General features: G+C 51.3%; 22 protein-coding genes. 13 read left to right on the top strand and 9 right to left on the bottom strand.

What is annotated here, in order from left to right; genetic code table 11:
* Window positions 1–23 precede the first annotated feature (23 nt).
* A complete protein-coding gene (locus GYMC10_RS20240; RefSeq protein WP_015736270.1) occupies window positions 24–1,478 on the top strand; it encodes a nicotinate phosphoribosyltransferase in 1,455 nt (484 codons plus the stop codon).
* A 78-nt stretch (window positions 1,479–1,556) separates the two neighbouring features.
* Here GYMC10_RS20240 and GYMC10_RS20235 read toward each other — a convergent pair whose 3' ends face one another.
* Entirely contained in the window at window positions 1,557–2,357 is an 801-nt protein-coding gene (locus tag GYMC10_RS20235; RefSeq protein ID WP_015736269.1) for a PepSY domain-containing protein, read from the bottom strand.
* A gap of 212 nt (window positions 2,358–2,569) precedes the next feature.
* Here GYMC10_RS20235 and GYMC10_RS20230 point away from each other — a divergent pair, with 212 nt between their 5' ends.
* Window positions 2,570–3,568: an NADPH:quinone oxidoreductase family protein gene (locus GYMC10_RS20230; RefSeq protein WP_015736268.1), complete on the top strand. Its 999-nt coding sequence runs from the start codon at window positions 2,570–2,572 to the stop codon at window positions 3,566–3,568.
* 89 nt (window positions 3,569–3,657) lie between these two features.
* Entirely contained in the window at window positions 3,658–4,185 is a 528-nt protein-coding gene (locus GYMC10_RS20225; RefSeq protein WP_036661614.1) for a hypothetical protein, read from the top strand.
* Window positions 4,186–4,249: 64 nt separating this feature from the next.
* Here the strand turns inward: GYMC10_RS20225 and GYMC10_RS20220 are convergent, their stop codons facing one another.
* Window positions 4,250–4,768: a molybdenum cofactor biosynthesis protein B gene (locus tag GYMC10_RS20220; protein WP_015736266.1), complete on the bottom strand. Its 519-nt coding sequence runs from the start codon at window positions 4,766–4,768 to the stop codon at window positions 4,250–4,252.
* 108 nt (window positions 4,769–4,876) lie between these two features.
* Here GYMC10_RS20220 and GYMC10_RS20215 point away from each other — a divergent pair, with 108 nt between their 5' ends.
* From GYMC10_RS20215 to GYMC10_RS20185, 7 genes are all read left to right on the top strand, one after another.
* Entirely contained in the window at window positions 4,877–5,947 is a 1,071-nt protein-coding gene (locus GYMC10_RS20215; protein ID WP_015736265.1) for a CobW family GTP-binding protein, read from the top strand.
* Window positions 5,948–6,074: 127 nt separating this feature from the next.
* Window positions 6,075–6,413, top strand: a complete 339-nt coding sequence (locus GYMC10_RS20210) for a four-helix bundle copper-binding protein (protein ID WP_009590455.1) — start codon at window positions 6,075–6,077, stop codon at window positions 6,411–6,413.
* 168 nt (window positions 6,414–6,581) lie between these two features.
* Window positions 6,582–7,823, top strand: coding sequence for an ROK family protein (locus GYMC10_RS20205; RefSeq protein WP_015736264.1), 1,242 nt, complete (start codon window positions 6,582–6,584; stop codon window positions 7,821–7,823).
* 5 nt (window positions 7,824–7,828) lie between these two features.
* Window positions 7,829–8,719, top strand: coding sequence for an ATP-binding cassette domain-containing protein (locus tag GYMC10_RS20200; RefSeq protein ID WP_015736263.1), 891 nt, complete (start codon window positions 7,829–7,831; stop codon window positions 8,717–8,719).
* A complete protein-coding gene (locus tag GYMC10_RS20195; protein ID WP_015736262.1) occupies window positions 8,716–9,447 on the top strand; it encodes a hypothetical protein in 732 nt (243 codons plus the stop codon). Before GYMC10_RS20200 ends, GYMC10_RS20195 begins: the two co-directional genes overlap by 4 nt.
* Before the next feature lie 79 nt (window positions 9,448–9,526).
* Window positions 9,527–9,991 (top strand): hypothetical protein, encoded by a 465-nt coding sequence (locus GYMC10_RS20190; RefSeq protein WP_015736261.1) that lies wholly within the window; start codon window positions 9,527–9,529, stop codon window positions 9,989–9,991.
* 67 nt (window positions 9,992–10,058) lie between these two features.
* Window positions 10,059–10,985 (top strand): S-layer homology domain-containing protein, encoded by a 927-nt coding sequence (locus tag GYMC10_RS20185; RefSeq protein WP_015736260.1) that lies wholly within the window; start codon window positions 10,059–10,061, stop codon window positions 10,983–10,985.
* 200 nt (window positions 10,986–11,185) lie between these two features.
* On the opposite strand, the gene GYMC10_RS20180 is transcribed toward GYMC10_RS20185, so the two are convergent.
* Both GYMC10_RS20180 and GYMC10_RS20175 read right to left on the bottom strand, forming a co-directional pair.
* Window positions 11,186–13,291, bottom strand: a complete 2,106-nt coding sequence (locus GYMC10_RS20180) for an ABC transporter ATP-binding protein (protein ID WP_015736259.1) — start codon at window positions 13,289–13,291, stop codon at window positions 11,186–11,188.
* Complete coding sequence (locus tag GYMC10_RS20175) at window positions 13,292–15,049, bottom strand: ABC transporter ATP-binding protein (protein ID WP_015736258.1); 1,758 nt, start codon at window positions 15,047–15,049, stop codon at window positions 13,292–13,294.
* Between the two features lie 585 nt (window positions 15,050–15,634).
* Between GYMC10_RS20175 and GYMC10_RS20170 the strand changes: the two genes are divergently transcribed.
* Together GYMC10_RS20170 and GYMC10_RS20165 are read left to right on the top strand one after the other, a co-directional pair.
* Window positions 15,635–15,940, top strand: coding sequence for a HesB/YadR/YfhF family protein (locus tag GYMC10_RS20170; RefSeq protein ID WP_009590696.1), 306 nt, complete (start codon window positions 15,635–15,637; stop codon window positions 15,938–15,940).
* A gap of 46 nt (window positions 15,941–15,986) precedes the next feature.
* Window positions 15,987–16,436: an NUDIX domain-containing protein gene (locus GYMC10_RS20165; RefSeq protein ID WP_009590665.1), complete on the top strand. Its 450-nt coding sequence runs from the start codon at window positions 15,987–15,989 to the stop codon at window positions 16,434–16,436.
* A gap of 139 nt (window positions 16,437–16,575) precedes the next feature.
* Here the strand turns inward: GYMC10_RS20165 and GYMC10_RS20160 are convergent, their stop codons facing one another.
* A complete protein-coding gene (locus tag GYMC10_RS20160; protein WP_009590651.1) occupies window positions 16,576–17,088 on the bottom strand; it encodes a hypothetical protein in 513 nt (170 codons plus the stop codon).
* Window positions 17,089–17,338: 250 nt separating this feature from the next.
* Between GYMC10_RS20160 and GYMC10_RS20155 the strand changes: the two genes are divergently transcribed.
* Window positions 17,339–19,084 (top strand): ABC transporter ATP-binding protein, encoded by a 1,746-nt coding sequence (locus tag GYMC10_RS20155; protein ID WP_015736256.1) that lies wholly within the window; start codon window positions 17,339–17,341, stop codon window positions 19,082–19,084.
* Between the two features lie 80 nt (window positions 19,085–19,164).
* On the opposite strand, the gene GYMC10_RS20150 is transcribed toward GYMC10_RS20155, so the two are convergent.
* Genes GYMC10_RS20150 through GYMC10_RS20135 form a run of 4 tightly spaced genes read right to left on the bottom strand, consistent with a single transcriptional unit; the run spans window position 19,165 to window position 21,789 of the window.
* Window positions 19,165–20,457, bottom strand: a complete 1,293-nt coding sequence (locus GYMC10_RS20150; RefSeq protein WP_015736255.1) for a DUF6080 domain-containing protein — start codon at window positions 20,455–20,457, stop codon at window positions 19,165–19,167.
* A gap of 60 nt (window positions 20,458–20,517) precedes the next feature.
* On the bottom strand, window positions 20,518–20,838 hold the full coding sequence (locus GYMC10_RS20145) for an EamA family transporter (protein ID WP_015736254.1): 321 nt from the start codon (window positions 20,836–20,838) through the stop codon (window positions 20,518–20,520).
* Window positions 20,828–21,169 (bottom strand): EamA family transporter, encoded by a 342-nt coding sequence (locus GYMC10_RS20140; RefSeq protein WP_009590672.1) that lies wholly within the window; start codon window positions 21,167–21,169, stop codon window positions 20,828–20,830. Before GYMC10_RS20140 ends, GYMC10_RS20145 begins: the two co-directional genes overlap by 11 nt.
* Complete coding sequence (locus GYMC10_RS20135; RefSeq protein ID WP_015736253.1) at window positions 21,157–21,789, bottom strand: HAD-IB family hydrolase; 633 nt, start codon at window positions 21,787–21,789, stop codon at window positions 21,157–21,159. Before GYMC10_RS20135 ends, GYMC10_RS20140 begins: the two co-directional genes overlap by 13 nt.
* Between the last annotated feature and the right edge of the window lie 4 nt (window positions 21,790–21,793).

Here is a 21,793-nt window from a genome sequence, read left to right as displayed (position 1 = left end):
GGTCATACTGGAGGATGATCGTGATGCTGACAGCAGGATTAGCACTACATACGGACAAATACCAGATCAACATGATGTATGCGCATTGGATTAACGGCTCTCATCGTACGCGTGCGGTGTTTGAGGGATATTTCCGCAAGCTGCCGTTCGGTAACGGGTACGCCGTTTTTGCCGGACTGGAAAGGATCGTGCATTATATCGAGTCCTTGCGATTCTCGGATGAGGATATCGCATATCTGGCCAAACAGGAAGAGAAGTATAAGCCTGAATTTCTGGAGGAGCTTCGCCGCTTCCGGTTTCAAGGGAATATTCATTCCATGAAGGAGGGGGCGCTGGTATTTCCGAACGAACCGCTCATTCGGGTGGAAGGCACCATTTTCGAGACGCAGCTGGTCGAAACCGCGCTCCTGAACTTCATGAACTTTCAGACCTTGATCGCGACCAAGGCCTCCCGCATCCGTCAGGTGGCCGGCGGCGATACCTTGCTGGAGTTTGGCACAAGACGCGCGCAGGAAGCGGATGCGGCCGTGTGGGGAGCCCGTGCAGCGTATCTGGCCGGCTTCCATGCTACTTCGAATATGCTCGCCGGCGAGAAATTCGGTATTCCGACCAAAGGCACGCATGCGCATTCCTGGGTGCAGACCTTCCGGAGCGAGCAGGAGGCATTTGATATTTTTGCCGAGGTCATGCCGGATCAAGTGACGCTGCTGGTGGATACCTTCGATACGTTAAAGAGCGGGATTCCCCACGCCATCGCAACGGCGAAGAAGCTGGAGGCCCAAGGAAAGCGGATGAATGCCATTCGTCTGGACAGCGGGGATTTGGCTTACCTGTCGATTCAGGCAAGGAAGATGCTGGATGAGGCCGGTCTTCACTATGTAGGCATCGTAGCTTCCAACGATCTGGATGAGGGTACGATTCTGGATCTCAAGGCACAGGGTGCCAAGGTCGATACTTGGGGCGTCGGTACCCAGCTGATCACGGCGGCCGACCAGCCTGCGCTCGGAGGGGTCTACAAGCTGGTGGAGCGGGAGGTTGACGGGAAAATGGTACCGACCATCAAAATCTCGGGCAACCCTGAAAAAGTGTCCACCCCCGGCAAAAAGGACGTGTACCGCATCATATCCAAGGGCAGCGGCAAAGCAATCGCCGATTACATCTGTTTCCCGGAAGAGGAGATGCCGCCGGAAAGCGGTAAGCTGAAGCTGTTTAATCCGCTGCATCCTTACATGCGCAAAAACGTGAAGAACTTTGAAGCGGTGTCCATGCTGGAACCGATATTCCAGCATGGCGAATTGGTGTATGAACTGCCGGAGCTGGAGGAAATCCGCAGCTATCATGACGCACAGCTGGGACAGTTCTGGCCCGAGTATTTGCGTAAGCTGAATCCGGAGATATACCGCGTGAACCTGAGCGAAGAGGTCTGGGAAGTGAAACAGCGGATGATGGCCGAGTTCATGGAACAGCATGAAGATTAGAATATACACACCAATGAAAAAGACGCTTCCCCAATCTTGCCGCTTGGCAGGAGAAGGGAGCGTCTTTTTGTACTTGGCCTATAGGTCAAGTCGATCCACTATACTTCCGTTGACGTCACGCGCGGTGAGATGAACCTTGTCCTTGTTCTCAAGCATGTCGGGCTGGCGTTCGTAATACCACATGTACAAATCTTCACTGACATCCGGCCTCAGTTGTTGGTAGGGTAAGGTATGTGCCGGCTGACCATTTACATGAATCCGAATGGGTTCTGTGCTTCTATATAGGCCAAAGACGAGTGATGAATCCATGCTTGTCTCCGAGAATACAGGCGGAGAAGAGGGATTCTCGGCAGAAGGGTATAATATAGATACGGCGGACATCTTCCATCCGAACCATCCTTTGGTATAGGTGGATAATTGTAGTCCCGATCTCGATGTCACCACGAAAGAATAGGCCTTTTCAGGGATTATTTCGGATTGTATGATTTCAGCATGATTAATGCTGAAAGGTGCTTCAAGAAAAGGATGTTTCTCCTTGAATACCGCCGCTTCGATCGAGCGGTGTGTGCTTGTGTATTCGTAGATCCCTGTCATTAAAATGAAGAGGAGGCCGATTAGTACGTACACTTTGAGACCAGGCCAGGTAATTAAAGGGAAAACCCAGAAGACTAGTCTAAACAGCGTTAGAACGAGACCCAAGCTTAGAAAGAAAACGAGAAACGAGCCGGCAATGCCCCCTGATTGTGTATGTATACCAAGGAATTCAAGAATCTGGTTGATCGGTTTATGGACGACCGGTAACAGAAACAGTGTCACCAGAGTGAGCAAGAACGAGAAGCGGAAGGATCTACGTTTAGATCCATAATCAAAATGAGTCATAACGTGGATTTCAACTCCAGCTGATCATTTTTTTATAAAAGTATTCTCTTTCCATAATAACACAATTCTGATTATAAAAGACGAAACTGGATCATTTCTCGGGAAAGCGCATAAGTCGCCATATTCCGAGAGCATGCATAAAGCTTCGACATATTCTTCGTGCAAATCCAGATTGCTTTGCAGCACTTAAACTAACCCAAGGAGTGATATGTGTGGACAACGAAACCGAATTTCAAGCCTATGTGCTTCGTCAAGATGAGCAAGGGGTTCGCGGCAGCGTGGAGAACATGAGGTTGGATCAGCTGCCCGAAGGCGACGTTATTGTGCGGGTGTTATACAGCGGGGTTAACTATAAAGACGGGCTGGCCAGCATACCGGGTGGAAAAATCGTTCGCAGGTATCCGTTCATACCAGGCATTGACCTGGCAGGGACGGTCGTGCATTCCGCTCATGCGGATTACAAGGAAGGGGATTCCGTCCTCTGTACCGGTTATGAGTTAGGGGTATCCCATGAAGGCGGGTTCAGCCAATATGCACGGGTTAAGGGAGAATGGCTCGTTCCCTTGCCGCAGGGTTTGTCTCCGCGCGATGCGATGGCCATCGGTACCGCAGGGTTCACGGCAGCATTATCGATCGAGGCTTTATTGCGGAATGGGTTGCGGCAGGAGCAGGGTTCCGTCCTGGTTACGGGCGCGACCGGGGGAGTGGGCAGCTTCGCGGTATCCATTCTTAACCAGTTAGGTTATCGGGTAACGGCATCGACAGGCAAATCCAGCCAAACCGACTGGCTCTTGAAGCTGGGAGCCCATGAGGTGATCTCCAGAGAAGAAGCTGCAGCAGCCTCCAAGGGGGCCATCTCCGCCGAGAAATGGGCAGCCGTGGTAGATCCCGTCGGTGGTGATCACTTGGGCGCCATCCTGAAAAGCGTACAATACGGCGGAAGCGTCGCCGTTTCCGGCATGACGGGCGGCGGTGCGTTTGAAACGACGGTGTTTCCGTTCATACTGAGGGGAATCAATCTCCTTGGCATCGACTCGGTGTACTGCCCCATGGCCTACCGCCGAGCGTTATGGACCAAGCTGGCGAATGAATGGAAGCCGACATCCGTGCTTCAAGAAGGAATCGGCGAATACGGATTGACCGATTTGCCCGAAGTGCTGAATACCATCCTGCAGGGCGGGGCGGTAGGACGAAGCGTCATCGCCTTATAATATTTGGCCGTTTTTATCGAATAATGTTCCTCTCCCACAGGCATTCTAAGGGAAGGTAGCCTTTGACACCTTAGGAAGGGGGAGTGAACATGAAATACCGCAAAATCGTTACCGTGTTATTGCTCTGTTCCATTCTTGCCATATCGGTCGGTTGCTCCAGGCAGGTGGCCAGGGACGAGATGCGCCTATATAACATGAGGGCTTACGAGGAAGGCTCCAGAGAGGCCCGGATATCAGGCCGGGGCATGAACGGAAAATTCCTTGAGGATCTCCAAGCCTCGTTCAACCAGGCCGATATGCCGTTGACCAACGAAACCTATGTAGAGGACAACGTCGGCAATATCACATATCAATACCGGATCAATTATGATGCAAGCCAGTTTATTACCGTGTACGTCTATCAAAATCAAGCGGCAAGGGAAAAAGGCCTCAAGGAAATCTATGGCGTAACGGAAGGGGATGCCAATGCGGCCGGCGGGCATAATCTGATCATAAGTGACAAGGAAACGTCCATCGTCTATACGTCGACAGGCGACAAAACGGATAATTATTATGACCAGGTCAAAAAAATAGCGCCCTCCCTGCTTGCCAAACATCAACGACGCGCCAGCAGTTAGGATACAGCTAAGGCCGGATGCCCATATGCATCCGGCCTTTTGCATGGTGCCCGGCGTTAGTTGGTTATGATCGGTGTTTATCCAGCTCATATTTGACGTGCCGCAGCTCAGGCAGGAGGATACGGTTCATGGCAAGTTTTACGGCACCGCTGGAACCCGGCATCGAGAAAACGGCCGTGTGGCTTATCGTGCCGCCGATCGCGCGGCTTAAAATAGCCGCAGACCCGATATCTTCGGTGAAGCTAAGGAAGCGGAAGATTTCTCCGAATCCCGGGAGTTCTTTATCCAGCAGCGAAGAGACCGCTTCATAGGTGGTATCCCGGCTCGAGATGCCTGTTCCGCCGGTTAGTAACACGATATCGATCTCCGGAGCGCTGGCCGCGGAATAAATCGTTTCACGGATCGTTTCGTAGTCGTCTGGAACAATGCTGTATGCCACGACGGCATGTCCGGCTTCTTCAAGCAAGCCGATCATCAGTTTGCCGCTCTTGTCCGTGTCCTTCGTCCGCGTGTCCGAAACCGTAATCACCATACAGTTCACGGAAGCGGGGGATTGCTGTTTATGTTCTTGCGTTGAATTCATGCGTTATGACAACTCCTGTTCAGTTAATGGCGGGACGCTTGCGGTAGACGGATGAAATGTAGTACACTCGCTAGCATAATAAACAATGTGCGCAAAGGAGTATGGAACGTGGAGCACGTAACACCCATTTATATTTTATCAGGTTTTCTCGGCAGTGGAAAAACGACATTGCTTAGCCGCCTCATTGCCTCCTTCAAGCAGCAGGGATTGCGGCCGGCCATTGTCATGAACGAGATCGGCGAGGTTAACATTGAAGGGCTGGCAGCCGATGAAGCGGTGCCGACGGCAGAGATGCTTAGCGGTTGCATCTGTTGCACCATTCGTTCCGATTTATCATCCGAAATCGCGATGCTGATTCAGCGGGAGCGGCCGGATGTCATCGTTATTGAAGCGACGGGAATCGCCAATCCGATGGAAATTCTGGACGCGACAGCGGAAGCCTCATTATATATGAGAATTGACGTGAAAAAACTGATCACTGTCGTGGATGCCGCGCATCTGCTGCATTTGAACATAGAGCAGAAGGGAAAGACCTACCGGTTGATGCAGGAGCAGATTCGCGCAGCCTCCGCGCTCGTCCTTAATAAAATGGACCTGGTCGAGGACCGGGACAGAGAGACGATTCGAGAGTTGGTGAAGCGGTGGAATCCACATGCCTCGATTGTTCCTTCGGTGCGATGCGACTTGAATGTTGAAGATTTGCTGCAGAGCGATCCCGGGGATCGGAATGAGCATTCGATTGTACATCATCGAGAGGCCGGGGATGCCCATGAGCACAGAGACAAAAACAAGCAAGCCAACAGCCATGAGCATGACCACAGCCACAGCCACGAGCATGACCACAACCACAACCACGACCACGACCAAACACATGATCATGGCTCCCATGATCATGTAATGTCGTACACATACTACTTCAGCCATCCGGTAAACAGCGTGGAGTTCGAACGATTGATAGCCGGGCTGCCAAGGGATGTATACCGGGCGAAGGGCATTCTCACTTTCAGCGATACGAACAGCCGTTTTTTGTTCCAGTACGCGTTTCGCGAATCCGATTTTATGAAGATAACGCCCCAGGGCCAAGTGCCGGATGTGGTGGTGTTTATCGGGGAGCATTTTCAGAGATCGCTGCTAAGGGAGCAGCTTGAACAGCTGGAGGGGAAGACAAGCCGGGCATAAGTCAACCATTTGCCTGGTCATTCTGGGCAATTGTACCTTGGGACTTTCTAGCCAGCGTTTGATTCAGAGGGCAGTCGAACGTTTAATACAAAGGCATAGCGTAATAACTACAAGGAGGACCAATCCAATGTTAAATGAACTCAAATATAAAGAATGCATCGAAGCATGTCTCCAATGTATGAACGCTTGCAATGTATGCTATGTATCCTGCCTGAAAGAATATGAACTGGCCATGCTTCGCGATTGTATTACACTCGATAGAGAGTGTGCGGATATTTGCGCTTTTGCGGCTCAAGCCATGTCCCGCAAAAGCCCTTACGTTAAGGAGATTTGCGAGCTGTGCATCAAGGCATGCCTGGCTTGCGCGGAAGAGTGCGAGAAGCATGATCATGAGCATTGCAAACAATGTGCGGAAGCATGCCGGAAATGTGCCGAAGCATGCCGCGAGATGCTGAGCCACGTTTAATCTAACAAGTTTCTATTGTGTGATATAACCAGGCCTGATTTCCGAATAGGAGGTCAGGCTTTTCATTTGCAGTTCGTTGAGTAATGGATTTTACTAACTCCGAATTTTCCCCTATGATAGATGTGTGAGAGGGAAGAACAATATGGGTAAAAAGAATGAGGTTGTAAGATGAACAGTTCCGTTGGCAAGAACAATCGGCATGTCAAAAACCTGAATCGTATCGGCATTATCGCGCTGCTCCGCGACTACGGCAGTTTGACGAAGGCGGAAATCGCAGCCAAGATGAATTTGACGTTTACCGCCGTGAACAATTTGACGGATGAGCTGATGAAGGATCGATTGATTGCTGAAGCCGGGTTTTATGACGAGTCCAGCAGGGGCAGGAAGCCCAAACTCCTCTCCTTGAATTCCGGTGATATTTACACGGTTGGCGTTCATATCAGCGCCTCCTCCGTAAGAGCGGCAGTCATTAATTTGCAGGGGAAAGCGATGATGGATAAATATTCCCCCTTTGAAGATAACGCCAATCGCGGCAGCGTGGTGAATGTCATAATCTCCACGATCCAAGCCGTATTGGACGAGTCGGGCCTGAAGTCCCGAATCATCGGCATAGGGGTGGGAGCTCCGGGACCGCTAGATCCGGTCCAAGGCAAGATCCTGTCTCCGCCGAACCTTCCCGGGCTGCATCAGGTACGGTTAAAGGGACTGATCGAGGAGAATACGGAGCTTCCGACCCAAATCGAGAAGGACGCTAACGTGATGGCACTCGGTGAGTTATGGTATGGAAACGGCAGGCATTTCAACCATTTGGTATACGTGGATGCGGATATCGGGATCGGGAGCGGATTGATCTTCAACCAGAAAATATATCAGGGTTGCCCTTTTGGAGCCGGTGAGATCGGACACTGCACGATCGATATTGACGGTCCGCGCTGCAATTGCGGCAATACCGGCTGCCTGGAAGCGATCGCATCCGGTATGGCCATCGTCCGCAGGGTCGGAGAAGAGCTGCGGCGCGGAGCTGGCAGTTCTCTTCAATCCTCGTTCGATGGCAATGATCACGGATTGGACATCACCGATGTGATCACAGCCGGTGTGGACGGAGATCCATTGGCTGCCAATATGCTGAACGAATCGGCTCGTTATGTCGGTATATCCCTGGCTAATGTCATTAACCTGCTAACCCCGGAAACGATTATCATCGGTGGAGTCCTTGCGAACCGGTACCCGGATTACTTCACATATGTAAGAGAAACATCATATAACAGAAGCTTGTCCAGCTTTCATGATAAAATCATGCTTCAGCCATCCGAGTTGGGAGAGTACGCGGGCGTCATAGGCGCCGGCACGATCGTGTTCGAAAAATACCTGAACGAAATACAAACACCAGAATATGTGAACAGGAGTTGAAGGGTTTGCAGGAGCTGCTGGAATTGAACGGAGTACATAAGCGTTTCGGCAAGTATGCCGTCCTGCATAACATCACCTGGAGCATCTCCTGCGCTGAGTGCGTTGCGATAACGGGAAGCAATGGCGCAGGCAAGAGCACCATGCTGCATGTGATAGCGGGGCTTGCTAACCCGTCGGAAGGGTCCAGGATCGAATATGGAACATCGCTGCGCGTCGGCTATGTACCGGAACGTTTTCCTGCGCTGCGGTTTCGCCCTTCCGAATATTTGCGCCATATGGCCGGCATTCAGGGCATGGACAAACAAGAAGCCGCGAAGCGGATCGATGCCATGCTGAATGTGTTTCAATTGCAGGACATGAAGATGACGCTATGCTCCAAGGGAATGCTGCAAAAGGTCAATATCATGCAGGCCTTGCTTAGCCAGCCCGATCTGCTGCTTCTGGATGAGCCGCTTTCGGGATTGGACGAGTCCTCCCAGATGGAGATGATCGGCATTCTGACCGAGATCAAAAGACAAGGAACGGCTATCGTGATGTCCGTTCACGAGCCGCTGCTTATTGCATCGCTGGCTGATCGGGAGACGCGGCTGCGGCAGGGGCGGATCGAGCGGGACGGATTGCTTGAAAGGAGTCCGCATTTAGAGCGGATGAAGCTGGAATTCACGCATGTTTCGCCAGACAACATGCTGGAGCTTGAACGCCGCCCCGGGTTTCTCTATTGGATATCCAGAGGCAACCCGGCATCGATGATGGTTACGCGGCAGGCAACGGACGACATGCTGCTGGATATTTTGCAGTCTGGCGGTTCGCTGATACGGCTTGAGCCTTGGCGCGGGGAGATGAAAGAGCCCGAGCGCCCGGGTTCGGGCCAGCCTATGGAGGGGGAGGGAGCATGATGGGATCCCTGATCCGTTACTTGCTTGCCAGTTACACAAGATCATATCGATACTTCGCTCCGATTGCATTCATGCTGATCTCGGTGGTGTTCCTCTACTCCTACCGGCCTAACCCGATCATGGACAGTTATGCCGTGACGGCAGCCTTTCTGTTTGTCGGCTCAGCTTGGCTGGGGTTGAATTTCCACAATCACGATCAAGGGCGTCAAACGATGCTCCTGATTGTTCATAGCGGCAAGGCCCTACGGTTTTATGCCGCCCAATATATCACGGTAAGTCTTCTATCCATCCTATTCAGTGCATTCGCTGTCCTTTATCCCGTCATGTTCGGGATGTTCGATAAGCCGATTACATTCTACGAGTTTGCACTTGGTTATGTGGGACATGTCGCAATGTCCTTGCTGGGCATTTCGCTGTCCGTTTTCTTTCAGTTCGGCTTCATGGAGAACCAGGGAAGAGCGGCAGGGTTACTATTCATCGTGATCATTGTTTCCTTGGCCGGTCAATCCATTGTCCAGTTCGATCATGCTTATTGGGGAATCATCCCTTACTTGCTGCCGCCTGTCTCCGTCATGATGGACCTGTTCATGCATGCCGACGAGCGGTCACCGGCCGTCAAACTCCTGACGATCGCCTATTCCTTCATCTACGGATTTATATTACTGGCTGTTTATCTATGGACGGCTTCCCGCAAGGATGCAGCGTCCATGATCCGAAAAGTAGGTTGAAGTAGGAGGAGTCTTCCTTTACCATAGGAATATACACAAATAGAAACGGTAAAGACAGCCAATACTAGAGGAGGATACCATGAAACAAACTCGACTGCTGGACAGTGACCACTCCAAAGAGCTGTTTGCCTATTTCGGATTAGCGGTGTATTATTCACAGGCCCTTGAGCAGCAGCTCGCGAATTTGTTGATGCTGATCAAGCTTTCTCAAGGGAATGTGCCTTCAGAGGAAGATTTCACCCAATTATATCAGCGGAAACTAAGCAGCTCCTTGGGCCAGCTGGTCCATGAGATCCAGCATTACTTTCCGTTCTCCGAGGAAGAGACGCTTCAATTAAAAGAAGTATGGAAGCAGCGAAACTATATCGTTCATGATTATTTCAAAGAACGGATCCATGAGACGTTTAGCCCGGCCGGCCGTTCCCGAATGATTCGGGAGCTGACGGCATTTAAGGACCAAGCCCAAGCGCTGGAGCAGAAGCTTCAAGGTTACTCCCGCGAGATGTATATAAAGCTGGGCCTGGATAGCGAAAAAAGCGTGTAGAAGAAAATGCGCTTCAGATGAAACATATTCCAGCACCTCTGCGTCAGGAATAATAGGAGGTGTAACTATGAAAAAAACAACCAAATTATTAACCGCTATGCTTGTCACTTCGTCATTGCTCGGTGCCGGCGCCGCCTCTGCTTTTACGGATATACAAGAGGAGAAGCCATTGCAAATGGTGAAGGAACTGCAATCGAAAGGAATTATCCAGGGCATCAGCGCCGACAAATTCGCTCCGTCCAAGACGATAACGACCGCTCAGGCAGTGCAGATGATCGTGAATGCAGCCGGCCTGGAGGTGCAGCCGAACTTTACGGGCCGCTCGTTCGACAGTGTTCCGAAGGATGCTTGGTTTGCCGAAGCCGTGAACATTGCGGCTCAGAACGGATTGTCGGTATCCGCGGACATGAAATGGAATGAGCCGATCACGCGCGAAGGGTTCGCGACCTTGCTCTCGGAAGCGATTCAGAAGACCGGGAATTATCCGGTGATCATGATGTATTTGCATGTGGCCGACGAGGATCTGATGAAAGAGGAGAGCCGCGGGGCCGTGCAATTCCTGCTGTTAACCAAAATCGCGAAGCTGGACGCGAACGACAAGTTCCATCCGACGAAGAGTTTATCGCGAATCGAAGCGGCAGAGCTCGTATACAATTCCATTCGATTCATTGAGGAGCATCAGAAGAACATGATACCCGAAGAGCCGGACCAATCTGAACCGGATGTAAGCACAAGCGTCGTCAAGGTGGACGAATCGCAGAATAAAGTCACGGTAACCAAGGAAGATCTGCCGAATCCGGGGTATGGCATTAAAATTACTTCGGTAGACTATGTCAGCGACACCGAAGCCGTAATCTACTTCAAGGTGGTGCAACCCGATCCGGACAAAATGTACCCGCAAGTCATCTCAAAATCGTCCGATGACGTACTCGTGCCGTCCAAGTACACCAAAATCACGGTCAAAGCAGCCGGTACTCTTGATTCGGCAAAGTAATTCTTGTTATGTACCTCCAGAATACGATGTAAAAAAGAAGGCTGTCCCCAAGCGAATGTTACATTCGACAGGGGACAGCCTTTTTAAAGTGTCAGAAAGTATAAACTTACAAGCCTGGACCTTCCGGATATCGCAAGAAAAACTACGATATTAACCGCGGTCTGTCTTCATATGACTGCGTTGGCTTTGCCTAACTTGATCTATAAATGCCCTCCGGCCAAGTTGCTGTTGGAAGCGGCCAGCACCGTTTCCTTATTCTCCGGAACCGAAGGCGAGCTTCCTTGCTGGAGCTGGTACATTTTAAAGTACCTTCCGCCCAAGGCCATCAATTCGTCATGGGAACCCTGCTCCACGATTTCTCCGCGGTGAAGGACCAGAATCTGATCGGCGCTGCGGATCGTGGACAAGCGATGAGCGATGATAAACGTTGTACGACCGCGCTTCAGAACCTCCAGCGCGTCTTGAATCAAGGCTTCCGTTTCCGTATCGATGTTAGCGGTGGCCTCATCAAGGATCAGTATGGCCGGGTTGAACGCCAATGCACGGGCAAACGAGATCAACTGGCGCTGACCGGCGGAAAGCGTGCTGCCTTTCTCCAGCACCGGCTCATCAAAGCCTTGCGGCAGATGGGCCAGGAGCCGATCTGCACCTACGTCGCGAAGGGCCTGCTCTACCTGTTCCCGGGTAATGTCCGGATCGCCCAGGCTGACATTGGATGCAATGGTGCCGGTGAACAGGTACGGATCCTGCAGCACGATTCCCATATGCTTGCGGAGCCACTGCTTCGGAATATCGGTGACAGGCTGGCCGTCAATCGTGATGGTGCCTTTTTGCGGGTCATAGAAACGGAACAGCAGATTGATGATGGAGCTTTTGCCCGAGCCCGTATGCCCGACAAGCGCCACCGTCTGTCCTTGCTTCGCTTCAAACGAAATGTTCTTCAGCACGTAGTCCTTCTTGTAAGCGAACGATACGTCCTGAAATTCCACATTCCCCAAATATCGCGGCATGGAGCCGTCCGTTACTTTTTCGCCCGTTTCATCCATCAGCTCGAATACCCGCTTGGCGGAGACGATGGAGGTATCAAGCGCGGCCAGCTGGTTGACCATGCCGGTAATCGGCTGGAACATGCGGCCGAGCAGATCGACGAAAGCGTACAGCACGCCGATCGAAACGATCCCGGCACCGTTCAGCGATGCCGAACCGAAATACCAGAGCACGACCACAAAGGAAACGTTACGCAGCACGTTGACCAGGTTGTGGGTGGTGAAGGAGTTCAGATTCAGCATTTTGTTCTGATGGGCCATGTAATCCGCGTTTAGCGCCTCGAACTCGTCCTGGGTCGCTTTTTGGCGGCGGAATACACGGATGATGGCCATACCCTGGATGGATTCATTGATAATGGCGTTGATCTCGCTCAGACGGGAGCGGATAACCGTATTGTATTTGGTTGCGAATTTACGGTACAGGATGGTCCATACAATCAGCATCGGGATGACAAACAAACTGATCAAGCCCAGTCTGACATCCAGAAGGAACAGGGCGACATAAACACCCGTGATATAGACGGCGCCGGAGCTGAAGTTGGATAATACCGCAACGAACAGGTCCTTAACCGCTTCGGTGTCATTGGTTACCCGGGAAACGACTTTGCCTGCCGGCAGATTATCGAAGAAGTTGACGGGCAAGCGCTGTATATGGGCATATACATCGGTACGCAGCTTCTGGATGACCCGATTGGCTGCCGATTGGAGCCAGTACGTTCTGCCGAATACCGTTATCATGGAGATCAGAAGACAGATCAGGAACAGGCCGACGAGTTTATAAATGCTGGGCAGCTCGGGTTTGTAAAATTCAAACAGCTGTTCCTTGGTTAATTTGACGGCCGGGTATTGCAGCTCTTCCGAGGCGTAGGAAATCGTCAATACGCCATCCTGGAAGGAACGGTTTCCCTCGGTTCGGGTTACCGGCTCATCAATGAAATAGAAGCTGCGGCCAGCCTGAACGAGGCGCACTTCCTGACCTCGTGTCTCGCCTTCCTGAAAGCGATCTTCACGTTTATAATAAGTTCCATTATAGGATGCGGCACCCTGAGCCTGCGTCGTCTCATAATAGGGACGCTCGATGCCCAAGATATGCTCGTCGATCATCGTTTTCGCGATGAAGGGTCCTGCCAGCTCGGCGGCAACGCCGATGGCCAGCAGAATCAGGGCGGTGATGAAGGTGCCCTTAGCCGTTAAGGCATAACGGAAGAGCCGTTTGGCAATTCCGGATTCATTCGAGATGGTTGTATCGCTTGGAGTCAATTAAGACACCTCCTCCGAGGTCAGATTGTTTTCCACCTGCTGGCGTTCGAATTGCTCGCGGTACCAGCCGCCGAGTTCCAGCAGTTCATCATGGGTTCCCTGCTCCGTGATTCGGCCGTCCTCCAGCACGACGATCAGATCGGCATGCTGGACCGCCGAGAGGCGATGCGTGGAGATCAGGGTCGTTTTACCGGCGCGCTTGCTCCGGATATTATCGATGATCCTGGCTTCCGTGCGCGCATCCACCGCGGACAAGGAATCGTCCAGAATCAGGATTTCAGGGTCGCCGATGAAAGCCCGGGCCAGGGATACCCGCTGTTTTTGCCCGCCGGACAGCGCCACGCCTTTTTCGCCGACAATGGTATCCAGACCATCGGACAGGGTGACCAGATCGCGGTCAAACGCAGCGGTCGTAATCGCCTCCATGATCAATTCGTCGCTGGCATCCTTCTTGCCGAATTGGATGTTCTGGCGCACCGTCTTGGAGAACAGGATCTGCTCCTGCGGCACATACCCGATCCAGCTGTGGAGCTGATCGGTCGCGAGCCTCTCCATCGGCACGCCGGATATGAGGATATCCCCGGTTCCGGTCGGATACTCATGCAGAAGCTGCTTCAGCAGCGTCGATTTGCCGCTGCCCGTGCGTCCTACAACGCCTAGCGTCTGCCCTTTTTGCAGCGTAAAGCTGATATTTTGCAAATTTTCGATCGTTGAAGTCGGGTAACGGAAGGTGACATCCTTAAATTGAATCGTGTCCGGAACCTTCACGTCTACGGGATCCGCGACGTCGGCAACATCCGGCGGCGTCTTCAAGGTTTCGTTGACCCGATCCAGCGAGGCGTTACCCCGCTGCATGATATTGATCAATTCCCCGATCGCAAACATCGGCCAAATCATCATCCCGAGGTACATATTGAACGATACGAGATCTCCGAGCGTGATTTGATTTTGGAACACGAGGTACACCCCGTAGGCCAAACCGATGACGTAGCTGAGACCGATGGAAAAATTGATGGTCGGCTCGAATAAGGCATCCACTTTGGCAACCGCCAGATTTTTACGATATACGTCATCCGTAATATCCTGGAAGCGCTGTTGATCGGCGCGTTCCTGCACATAAGCCCGGATGACGCGCACGCCGGCTACGGACTCCAGCACCTGGTCGTTCATGTCTCCAAAGGCATCTTGAGCCAGCGTGTAGCGTTTATGAATGGCTCTTCCGTAGATCACCATGCCGATGGCAATGATCGGCATCGGCAGAATCGCCGCCAGCGTCAGCTTCCAGCTGACGATGAAACCCATGGCGAACAGGACGACGATCAAGTAGATGGTGGAGTCCGTCATGACGAGCATGCCGAAGCCGGCGGTTGCAGCCACGGAGCGAAGGTCATTCGTCGCCTTGGCCATCAGGTCCCCGGTACGGTTGCGCTCGAAAAACGGAGGAAGCATCCGCAGCAAATGGTTCATGTACCGGGTACGGAGCAGGCGTTCCACGAGGTTTGCGCCTCCGAATAAACGGTGCATCCATATGTACGTGGCACAATATACGACAGCAACGATGCCGAGAATCATGAGCAGGTATTGGACGAGGGACGCCCAGGTTATGGAGCTGCTGACGATATCGTCAATGGCGTTTCCGAGCAGGAGCGGCGGCAGAAGCTCAACCAATCCGCAAAAGATGAGCAGGGCCAGGCCAATCAAATAACGTTTTTTCTCACGCTTGAAAAACCAGCCTAAATTTTTAAGTACGGCAAACACATTATCCCTTCCTTTCGTATCGTTCTGGCATCATATCATCCGCAAAAACCAAAAAAAGCACATCATCCGACGACGGACGATATGCTTCATTAATTTTGAACTTATCATACGCACGGTGATCATGACTTCCGCGCAAAGGTCAGCAGCTTCGTTCTAATTCATTCCGACAACGAACGAACGAGGCTTGATGATGATGAGTCAGCACCAGCGGGGAGTCGATCCATATTGAATTGTAGGGAATGATGATCCAGATGATCTTTATCCATCGCAAACAATTTCAGCATGTCACTCACCCTTTCTTCGTCATTTTACATTTTATTCAAATCGATCTCGTATGGACTGAATTTTATCACCATGAACTGGAATGTGTCAAACTTATTTTTTCGGATCCCCGCGAGTCATTCTTATAGTGAAGGAAGGCCGGAACCTTATGTCACTATTTAATTATCAAAATGATTTGTATCCTAACGTGCGTATGCGTTATGATAATATTGCAGCTAAATATGGATACCGTCCCTATGATCTCCGGTCTGCCAAATAGATAGGGATCAACATAAAATAACGTCTAAGGAGGGTGCACGACACATGCAAATTCAAGTCAGCGATCAGGCAGCACGTTGGTACAAGAAGGAACTCGACCTTCAAGCCGGCACGTTCGTTCGCTTCTTTCCACGCTATAGCTCAGGCGGCGGGCTCCATCCCGGCTTTTCGCTCGGTATTTCGGTAGAAGAGCCAAGGGAAGCAGGACTGACGGAGCGTTCGGAAGAGGTAACTTTCTATATGGAAGAGCAGGATCTGTGGTATTTGAAAGGGTATACGCTACGCGTGAAATATGAGGAATCCTTGGATGACATTTCGTATATTTATGAAGAAGAGGGCGCAGTAAATTAACCTGATGAGAGACTGCAGCGCCATCTAGGGAAAGGAGGTTCCCAAGATGAGCGTATATCACCGTGATATTCGCCAGTATATCGGCAAACGTTCGGTGGTCCGTGTGAAAGCGGCGGTGCTTGTGCTGAACGATAACGGAGAGATACTTCTCCTGAAACGTCAGAACAGGGACGAGTGGGGACTCCCGATCGGAAACCTGAAGCCCGGCGAAGCTCTTGAAGACACAGCCTCCAGAGAGCTGTGGGAAGAGAGCGGCCTGACCGCGGACGATATGCGACTCTTGGACCTTGTATCAGGTCCGGAGTATATGAAGAAGCAGCTTGGTGGAGATGAGGTATATTATGTAATCGGCGTTTACGCGGCAACCGGTCTGCACAGCGCCATTCATTTGTCCCCGAATACGGAAGTATCTCTTAAATATTTTGATTTCCAGGCATTGCCCGCTATGGATGCGATCACGATCCGCTTGCTCGATAAGATAAAAAAGAAGAGCTGAGGCTCGTTCGTGGAGGCAGATGTGCATGCTTTAAATTCCCCCCACGGGGAATTTTTTTCGGTCAACATGAGGAGTCCCTGCCCCATTCAAACCGGGGAAGGGACTCCTTTTGCCTTGTGTATGCATGTACACAGGAGCCTTACGGCTGCCCGGATAACGGGACCTCCAGTGCAAAGTCAAAATCGTCGATATCATAGACCTGTACGGGAAGAGCGCTTTCAACGATACGCTGAATCAACTCGTATTGATCCGTCAATATGGGAGCCTCCGCTTTTTGGGAAGCCAGCAGCAGCTCGGTCTCAATGGGATCGAAGGACTCTCCGTACGGTGCGGTGTCCATGGTGTTCATGACCGAGACCCGAGTGGTTTCGCTAACGGGAATGGTCGGGCTTTTGGACCAGGGAACCTGGAGGGCCCGCTCGATTTTCTTTTTGTTCAGCGGCTCTTCGAAATATGATATCAATTCGCCGATCTTTATTTTGACGTGCTGGTCATCAGCACTGCTATTCATGAGATGTTCCTCCGTGGTATGAAGCTCATATAATTCCAAAATCGTGGTGTATGGAATGATGTATTCGACGGGTTTGGGTGGTACTAACAGCTGACCGTAAATGGCCAGCATGACCGCTTCCGTCACGAAAATTCTGGTCATGACTAAATCCTCCTGCAGACATGATACATTTCATGAGTTTAGAACTAATAAAGCATTGAAGCTCTCAAATGTCAACTGCTCTTCGTCTGTCACTAGATGGATGTCCCTTGAGAAAAACCTCCATCGATGTACCTTTACTGAAGGCAGACAGTGTTTAGAAGGGCGTTTTTCTTGCGATTATCGAAGGAGTTCACCTTCGCAGAAAACTTTGTGCATTCTATAATCTGAAGAAAGGGGCTGTGATTCACCTTTGAAGTCATGGAAAATCTATTATCCGTTCGTTAAGCCGTATATGAAGTGGATCATTCTCACCCTCATCATCGGCATGATCAAATTCGCGATCCCATTATTGCTGCCCATGATCATGAAATATGTCGTGGATGATCTGCTGATCAATCAGCAGATGAGCATCGAGCAGAAAATCCAGGATCTGATGTGGATTCTTGGGGGGACGCTGGTGCTGTTTGTCATCGTTCGCGGTCCGGTGGAATACCTGCGGCAGTATTTTGCGCAGTTCATTACGAGCCGTATTTTGTTTGACATGCGTAACCGGCTGTATGCGCATCTGCAGCGGTTGTCCCTCCGTTACTACCAGAATACCAAGGTCGGCGAGGCAATATCGCGTTTTATCAATGATGTGGAGCAATCGAAAAACCTGGTGGAAGTCGGCATGATGAACATCTGGCTGGATATGTTCACATTGCTGTTCGTATTAGTGGTCATGCTCTTCATGAATCCCGTTTTGACGCTGGTTGCCATCTCGATTCTGCCTCTCTACGGACTAGCGGTGAACTTACTCTATAAACGGCTTAAGCGCTTGACCAAAGACCGGTCGCAGGCTCTCGCGGGCATTCAGGCATACCTGCATGAGCGGATTCAAGGGATCTCGGTCATCCGAAGCTTTACCCTGGAGTGTTATGATCAGAAGAAATTCGAAGGCATCAACGGAAATTTCCTGAATAAAGCGATGGCCCAGACGCGCTGGAATGCGCTGACTTTCTCGGTGATTAACACGCTGACCGATATTGCGCCTATTCTGGTTATCGGGTACGGGGGCTACCGGGTGATCCAGGGAGATCTGACATTAGGTACGTTTGTTGCCTTCTTCGGTTATCTCGACAGATTGTATGCGCCCCTTCGCCGCCTGATTAACTCTTCAACGGTGCTGACGCAGGCCTCAGCGTCGCTGGAGCGGGTCAAGGAGCTCATGGACGAGCCGTATGACATCGTGGACCGTCCGAATGCCAAAACGCTTAAGACCGCGGGACAGATCGAATTCGACCGTGTCTCCTTCAAATACAATGACGCTGCGGGATGGGTGCTTCAAGATATTAACCTGACCATTCGGCAGGGACAGACGATTGCGTTCGTCGGCATGAGCGGCGGCGGCAAATCGTCCCTGATCGGACTGATTCCGAGATTCTACGATGTGCAGCAGGGCGCGGTGAAGATTAACGGCCACGATGTCAGGGATTTGACGCTGGACAGCCTGCGCGGATCGGTGGGCATGGTCCTGCAGGACAACTTCCTGTTTAGCGGCACCGTCCGAGAAAATATTCTGTTCGGCAATCCAGAGGCAGATGAAGCTGCGATCGTCGCCGCTGCCCAAGCCGCCAATGCCCATGACTTCATTACCCAGCTGCCGCAAGGCTATGACACGGAAGTAGGCGAACGCGGCGTCAAGCTGTCGGGAGGTCAGAAGCAAAGACTGGCGATCGCCCGCGTCTTTCTCAAGGATCCGGACATTCTGGTGCTAGATGAGGCGACTTCGGCGCTGGATTTGGAGTCCGAGCATTTGATCCAGCAGGCGCTGCAATCCCTAGCGAGCAACCGCACCACATTGATCGTCGCCCATCGTCTTTCGACCATAACGCACGCCGATCAAATCGTTGTGCTGGAGAATGGAAGAATTACGGAGCAGGGCACGCACGGCGAGCTGATGACTCTGGATGGAAGCTATGCCAGACTGTACAACGTGCAGCATTTGGAGACTTAATTACACGAAAGACCCGTCCTTCTTAGGCATGGTATTCGGCCATGCTTCAGGGGACGGGTCTTTTGATTTTTTTTACAGTCTTATTTCTCGATATGTTTGAACACCGTGTCATAGGTCGTCTGAATATAGTCCAGCGACTGACCGTGCAGCACGATATTGTTGACGAGCGTGATGAGCAGGAACAGCGCCATGATGCCGGTGAGGACTTGTTGAAGCCGGAGGCTCTTCGTCTTGGCAATGAACAGCCCAGCAAGCACGAACAGCGCAAACAGATAATGTCCTGCGTAGAGGTAGAGATCGTAAGCATATGTGGCCAAACCGAACCCCACGATGATGTGCAGCAGAATGGCGAACAGAATATAGATGGAAAATGCCCAGGTATCCCGGGAACGGATGCCCTTGATGAAGGACAGAACGGCTAGGAGCAGTACCCCGATCCCGACGATATGGACATGGATCGGATACGGTTTGGCCAGATCTGTCACGAACGCCGCGATTCCCGGATCGATCATGGCAAGCTCAGGCGACAGGATCGGGCTTACAAACAGCATGTAGAAGACCCGGGAATGATGCTCCCATGAGAAGGGAGAAACATAGCTGAGCGCACCATTCTGCACGCTTGAAAACACGTTCGCGATCCATGACTTACCGGAGAACAGCAAGTGCTGAAGCAGGGTGACGATCACCACCATTCCCAGAAAAATCAGCATAATGATGATAAACCTTTTGATTGTATCCATTCGGCGTCGATCGAACAGGCTGATCAGCAACGCTCCCGAGAACGTTGCCACATTCGTGGACGTGATCCCGAAATTAATCAGGGCCAGGGAGGCATTCGGCATGACGGCATACCGGTCCTCCAACCGGCTGTAGTGCAAATAAGCGGCCGACAAAATGATCATGAATTGGGCATACGCGTATGAATCCGGAATGAATGCCGTGAACAGCGAATATGAGCTGATACCGAAGAAAGCTGCCGTTACAAATGACAGCAACCAGCCGGCTCCGCTTCGCCGAACGATGTAATAAACCAAAGCTGCACTAAAGGCGTTCAAGACGGATTGAATCAGAAGATAAGGGAGGTTGGAGCTCCCGATCATCGTTGTTAGCGGACTCGTCAGGAAATTAATGAACGGATGGATGATCGAAATATTTTCCGGTCCATATTCCATCGAAGGGTCGAAGTTAAACAAATTCAGCGTAAAGGGCGCACCGTAGAAAGGGCTGTGAGGCATCAATTCGGCTGTGTGATCCTTGATGTATGTCACGAAGGGAAGGTTCATGAATACATACCATAAGGCAAGGCAGACGCTTAGCCCGACCGCCGTGTAATTATCTTTTCTATTTCCAAATAAATAACTGAAAAAAGTCATGTTTTTCGTTCCACCAATCTATCCGTGATATGTATTGAGATTCGGCCTAGCGGCATTCGTTTACCAGATCAGCAGCAGCAATCCGGATATGATAAAGGCAACGCCGGCGATTTTTCGAATGCCGATGGTTTCCTTGAACACCAGTTTGGCAAACAGCAGCGCCCACAGGAACGTAAGGGCATTGGCCGGCATCACCAGCGTATACGGAAGTTTCCCAAGCAGGTAAATGTTTAACAAGGCTCCCAATCCGTAGCTAAGAAAACCGATCAGCAGCAGCTTGATCCGTTTGCTCGCGGTATATCCTTTGAAGAATACGCTGCCCAGCGAGCCCAGCAAGGTCATTAGGAGCAGAAGCGAGTACAGCAGCACGTCACTTTTCATAGGAGGTTAATGTCACCCCGATTCCAAGCAGGGCCACGGCGGCCAGCTTTTTCAAGGTTAACGGCTCATCCAGAAAGAACTCCCCATAAAACAAAGCCACGATATAGCTGATGCACATCAGGGGATAAGCGACGGACAGCTTCTCCAGGGAAAACGATTTGATCATGAGGATGGCTCCCAGGCCGTAACAGACAAATCCGATTCCCATATACACCAAATTGGCGTGTCCCCATTTCCAGAACAGCTGGCCGGTCGCCGTCAAAAAAGCCGACAGGATCATAAACAGCTTGCCTAAGTGGCGCGGGGCGCTCTGCGCTTTTACTTGTTCCATGTTAATCCCTCGCATCCATGGGCGGACTTTTGATTGATCAAATATTTGTGCTTAACAAGCCGAAACATCGGCAGATCGGATAAGGAATCGGAGTACGCGCAGGAAGAGTCGTAATCAATGGCCAGCCGCTGCTCGCATAAGTATTGCTGAATCCGGTTCACTTTCTCCTCACCCTTGCAGTTGTTTCCTTCAATCATCGACGTGAAACGCCCATCCCGAACGGATAATTTCGTGGCGATGACCGCGTCGACGCAGGGCAGCTCCGCAAAATATCTCATGTAAGCGTCGGGGGACGCGGTTACGAGCAGGACATGATAGCCCTCGCTTTTTTTTAGCTGCATTTCCTTCAGCGCATCCGGGAAGATGGCAGGCTTCAATTCCGTTTCGTAAAAATGCTTCAGGTCGGCGTCATCCATATGGCGCATCGCATGAAAATAAGCGCTTTTTGCCTTTTCGGCTTCCAGGAGACGGAGCTTGTAGAGCACGGAATGCAGCACGACTTTCAGGATGACCGGTGTCGTGGCCGGGTGTTTTCGTATGCCGTACTTCAAAAATCGAAACATGGAGTCCGTATGGATGACCGTTTTGTCGATGTCAAAAATAGCGAATTTCTGATTCATGAAA

Origin of the sequence: Paenibacillus sp. Y412MC10 (assembly GCF_000024685.1) — a bacterium.
In the GTDB taxonomy this organism is placed as follows: Bacteria; Bacillota; Bacilli; order Paenibacillales; family Paenibacillaceae; genus Paenibacillus_AQ; species Paenibacillus_AQ lautus_A.
Note: the sequence above shows the minus strand (reverse complement) of the source record. Positions and strands in the feature narration are given on the sequence as shown.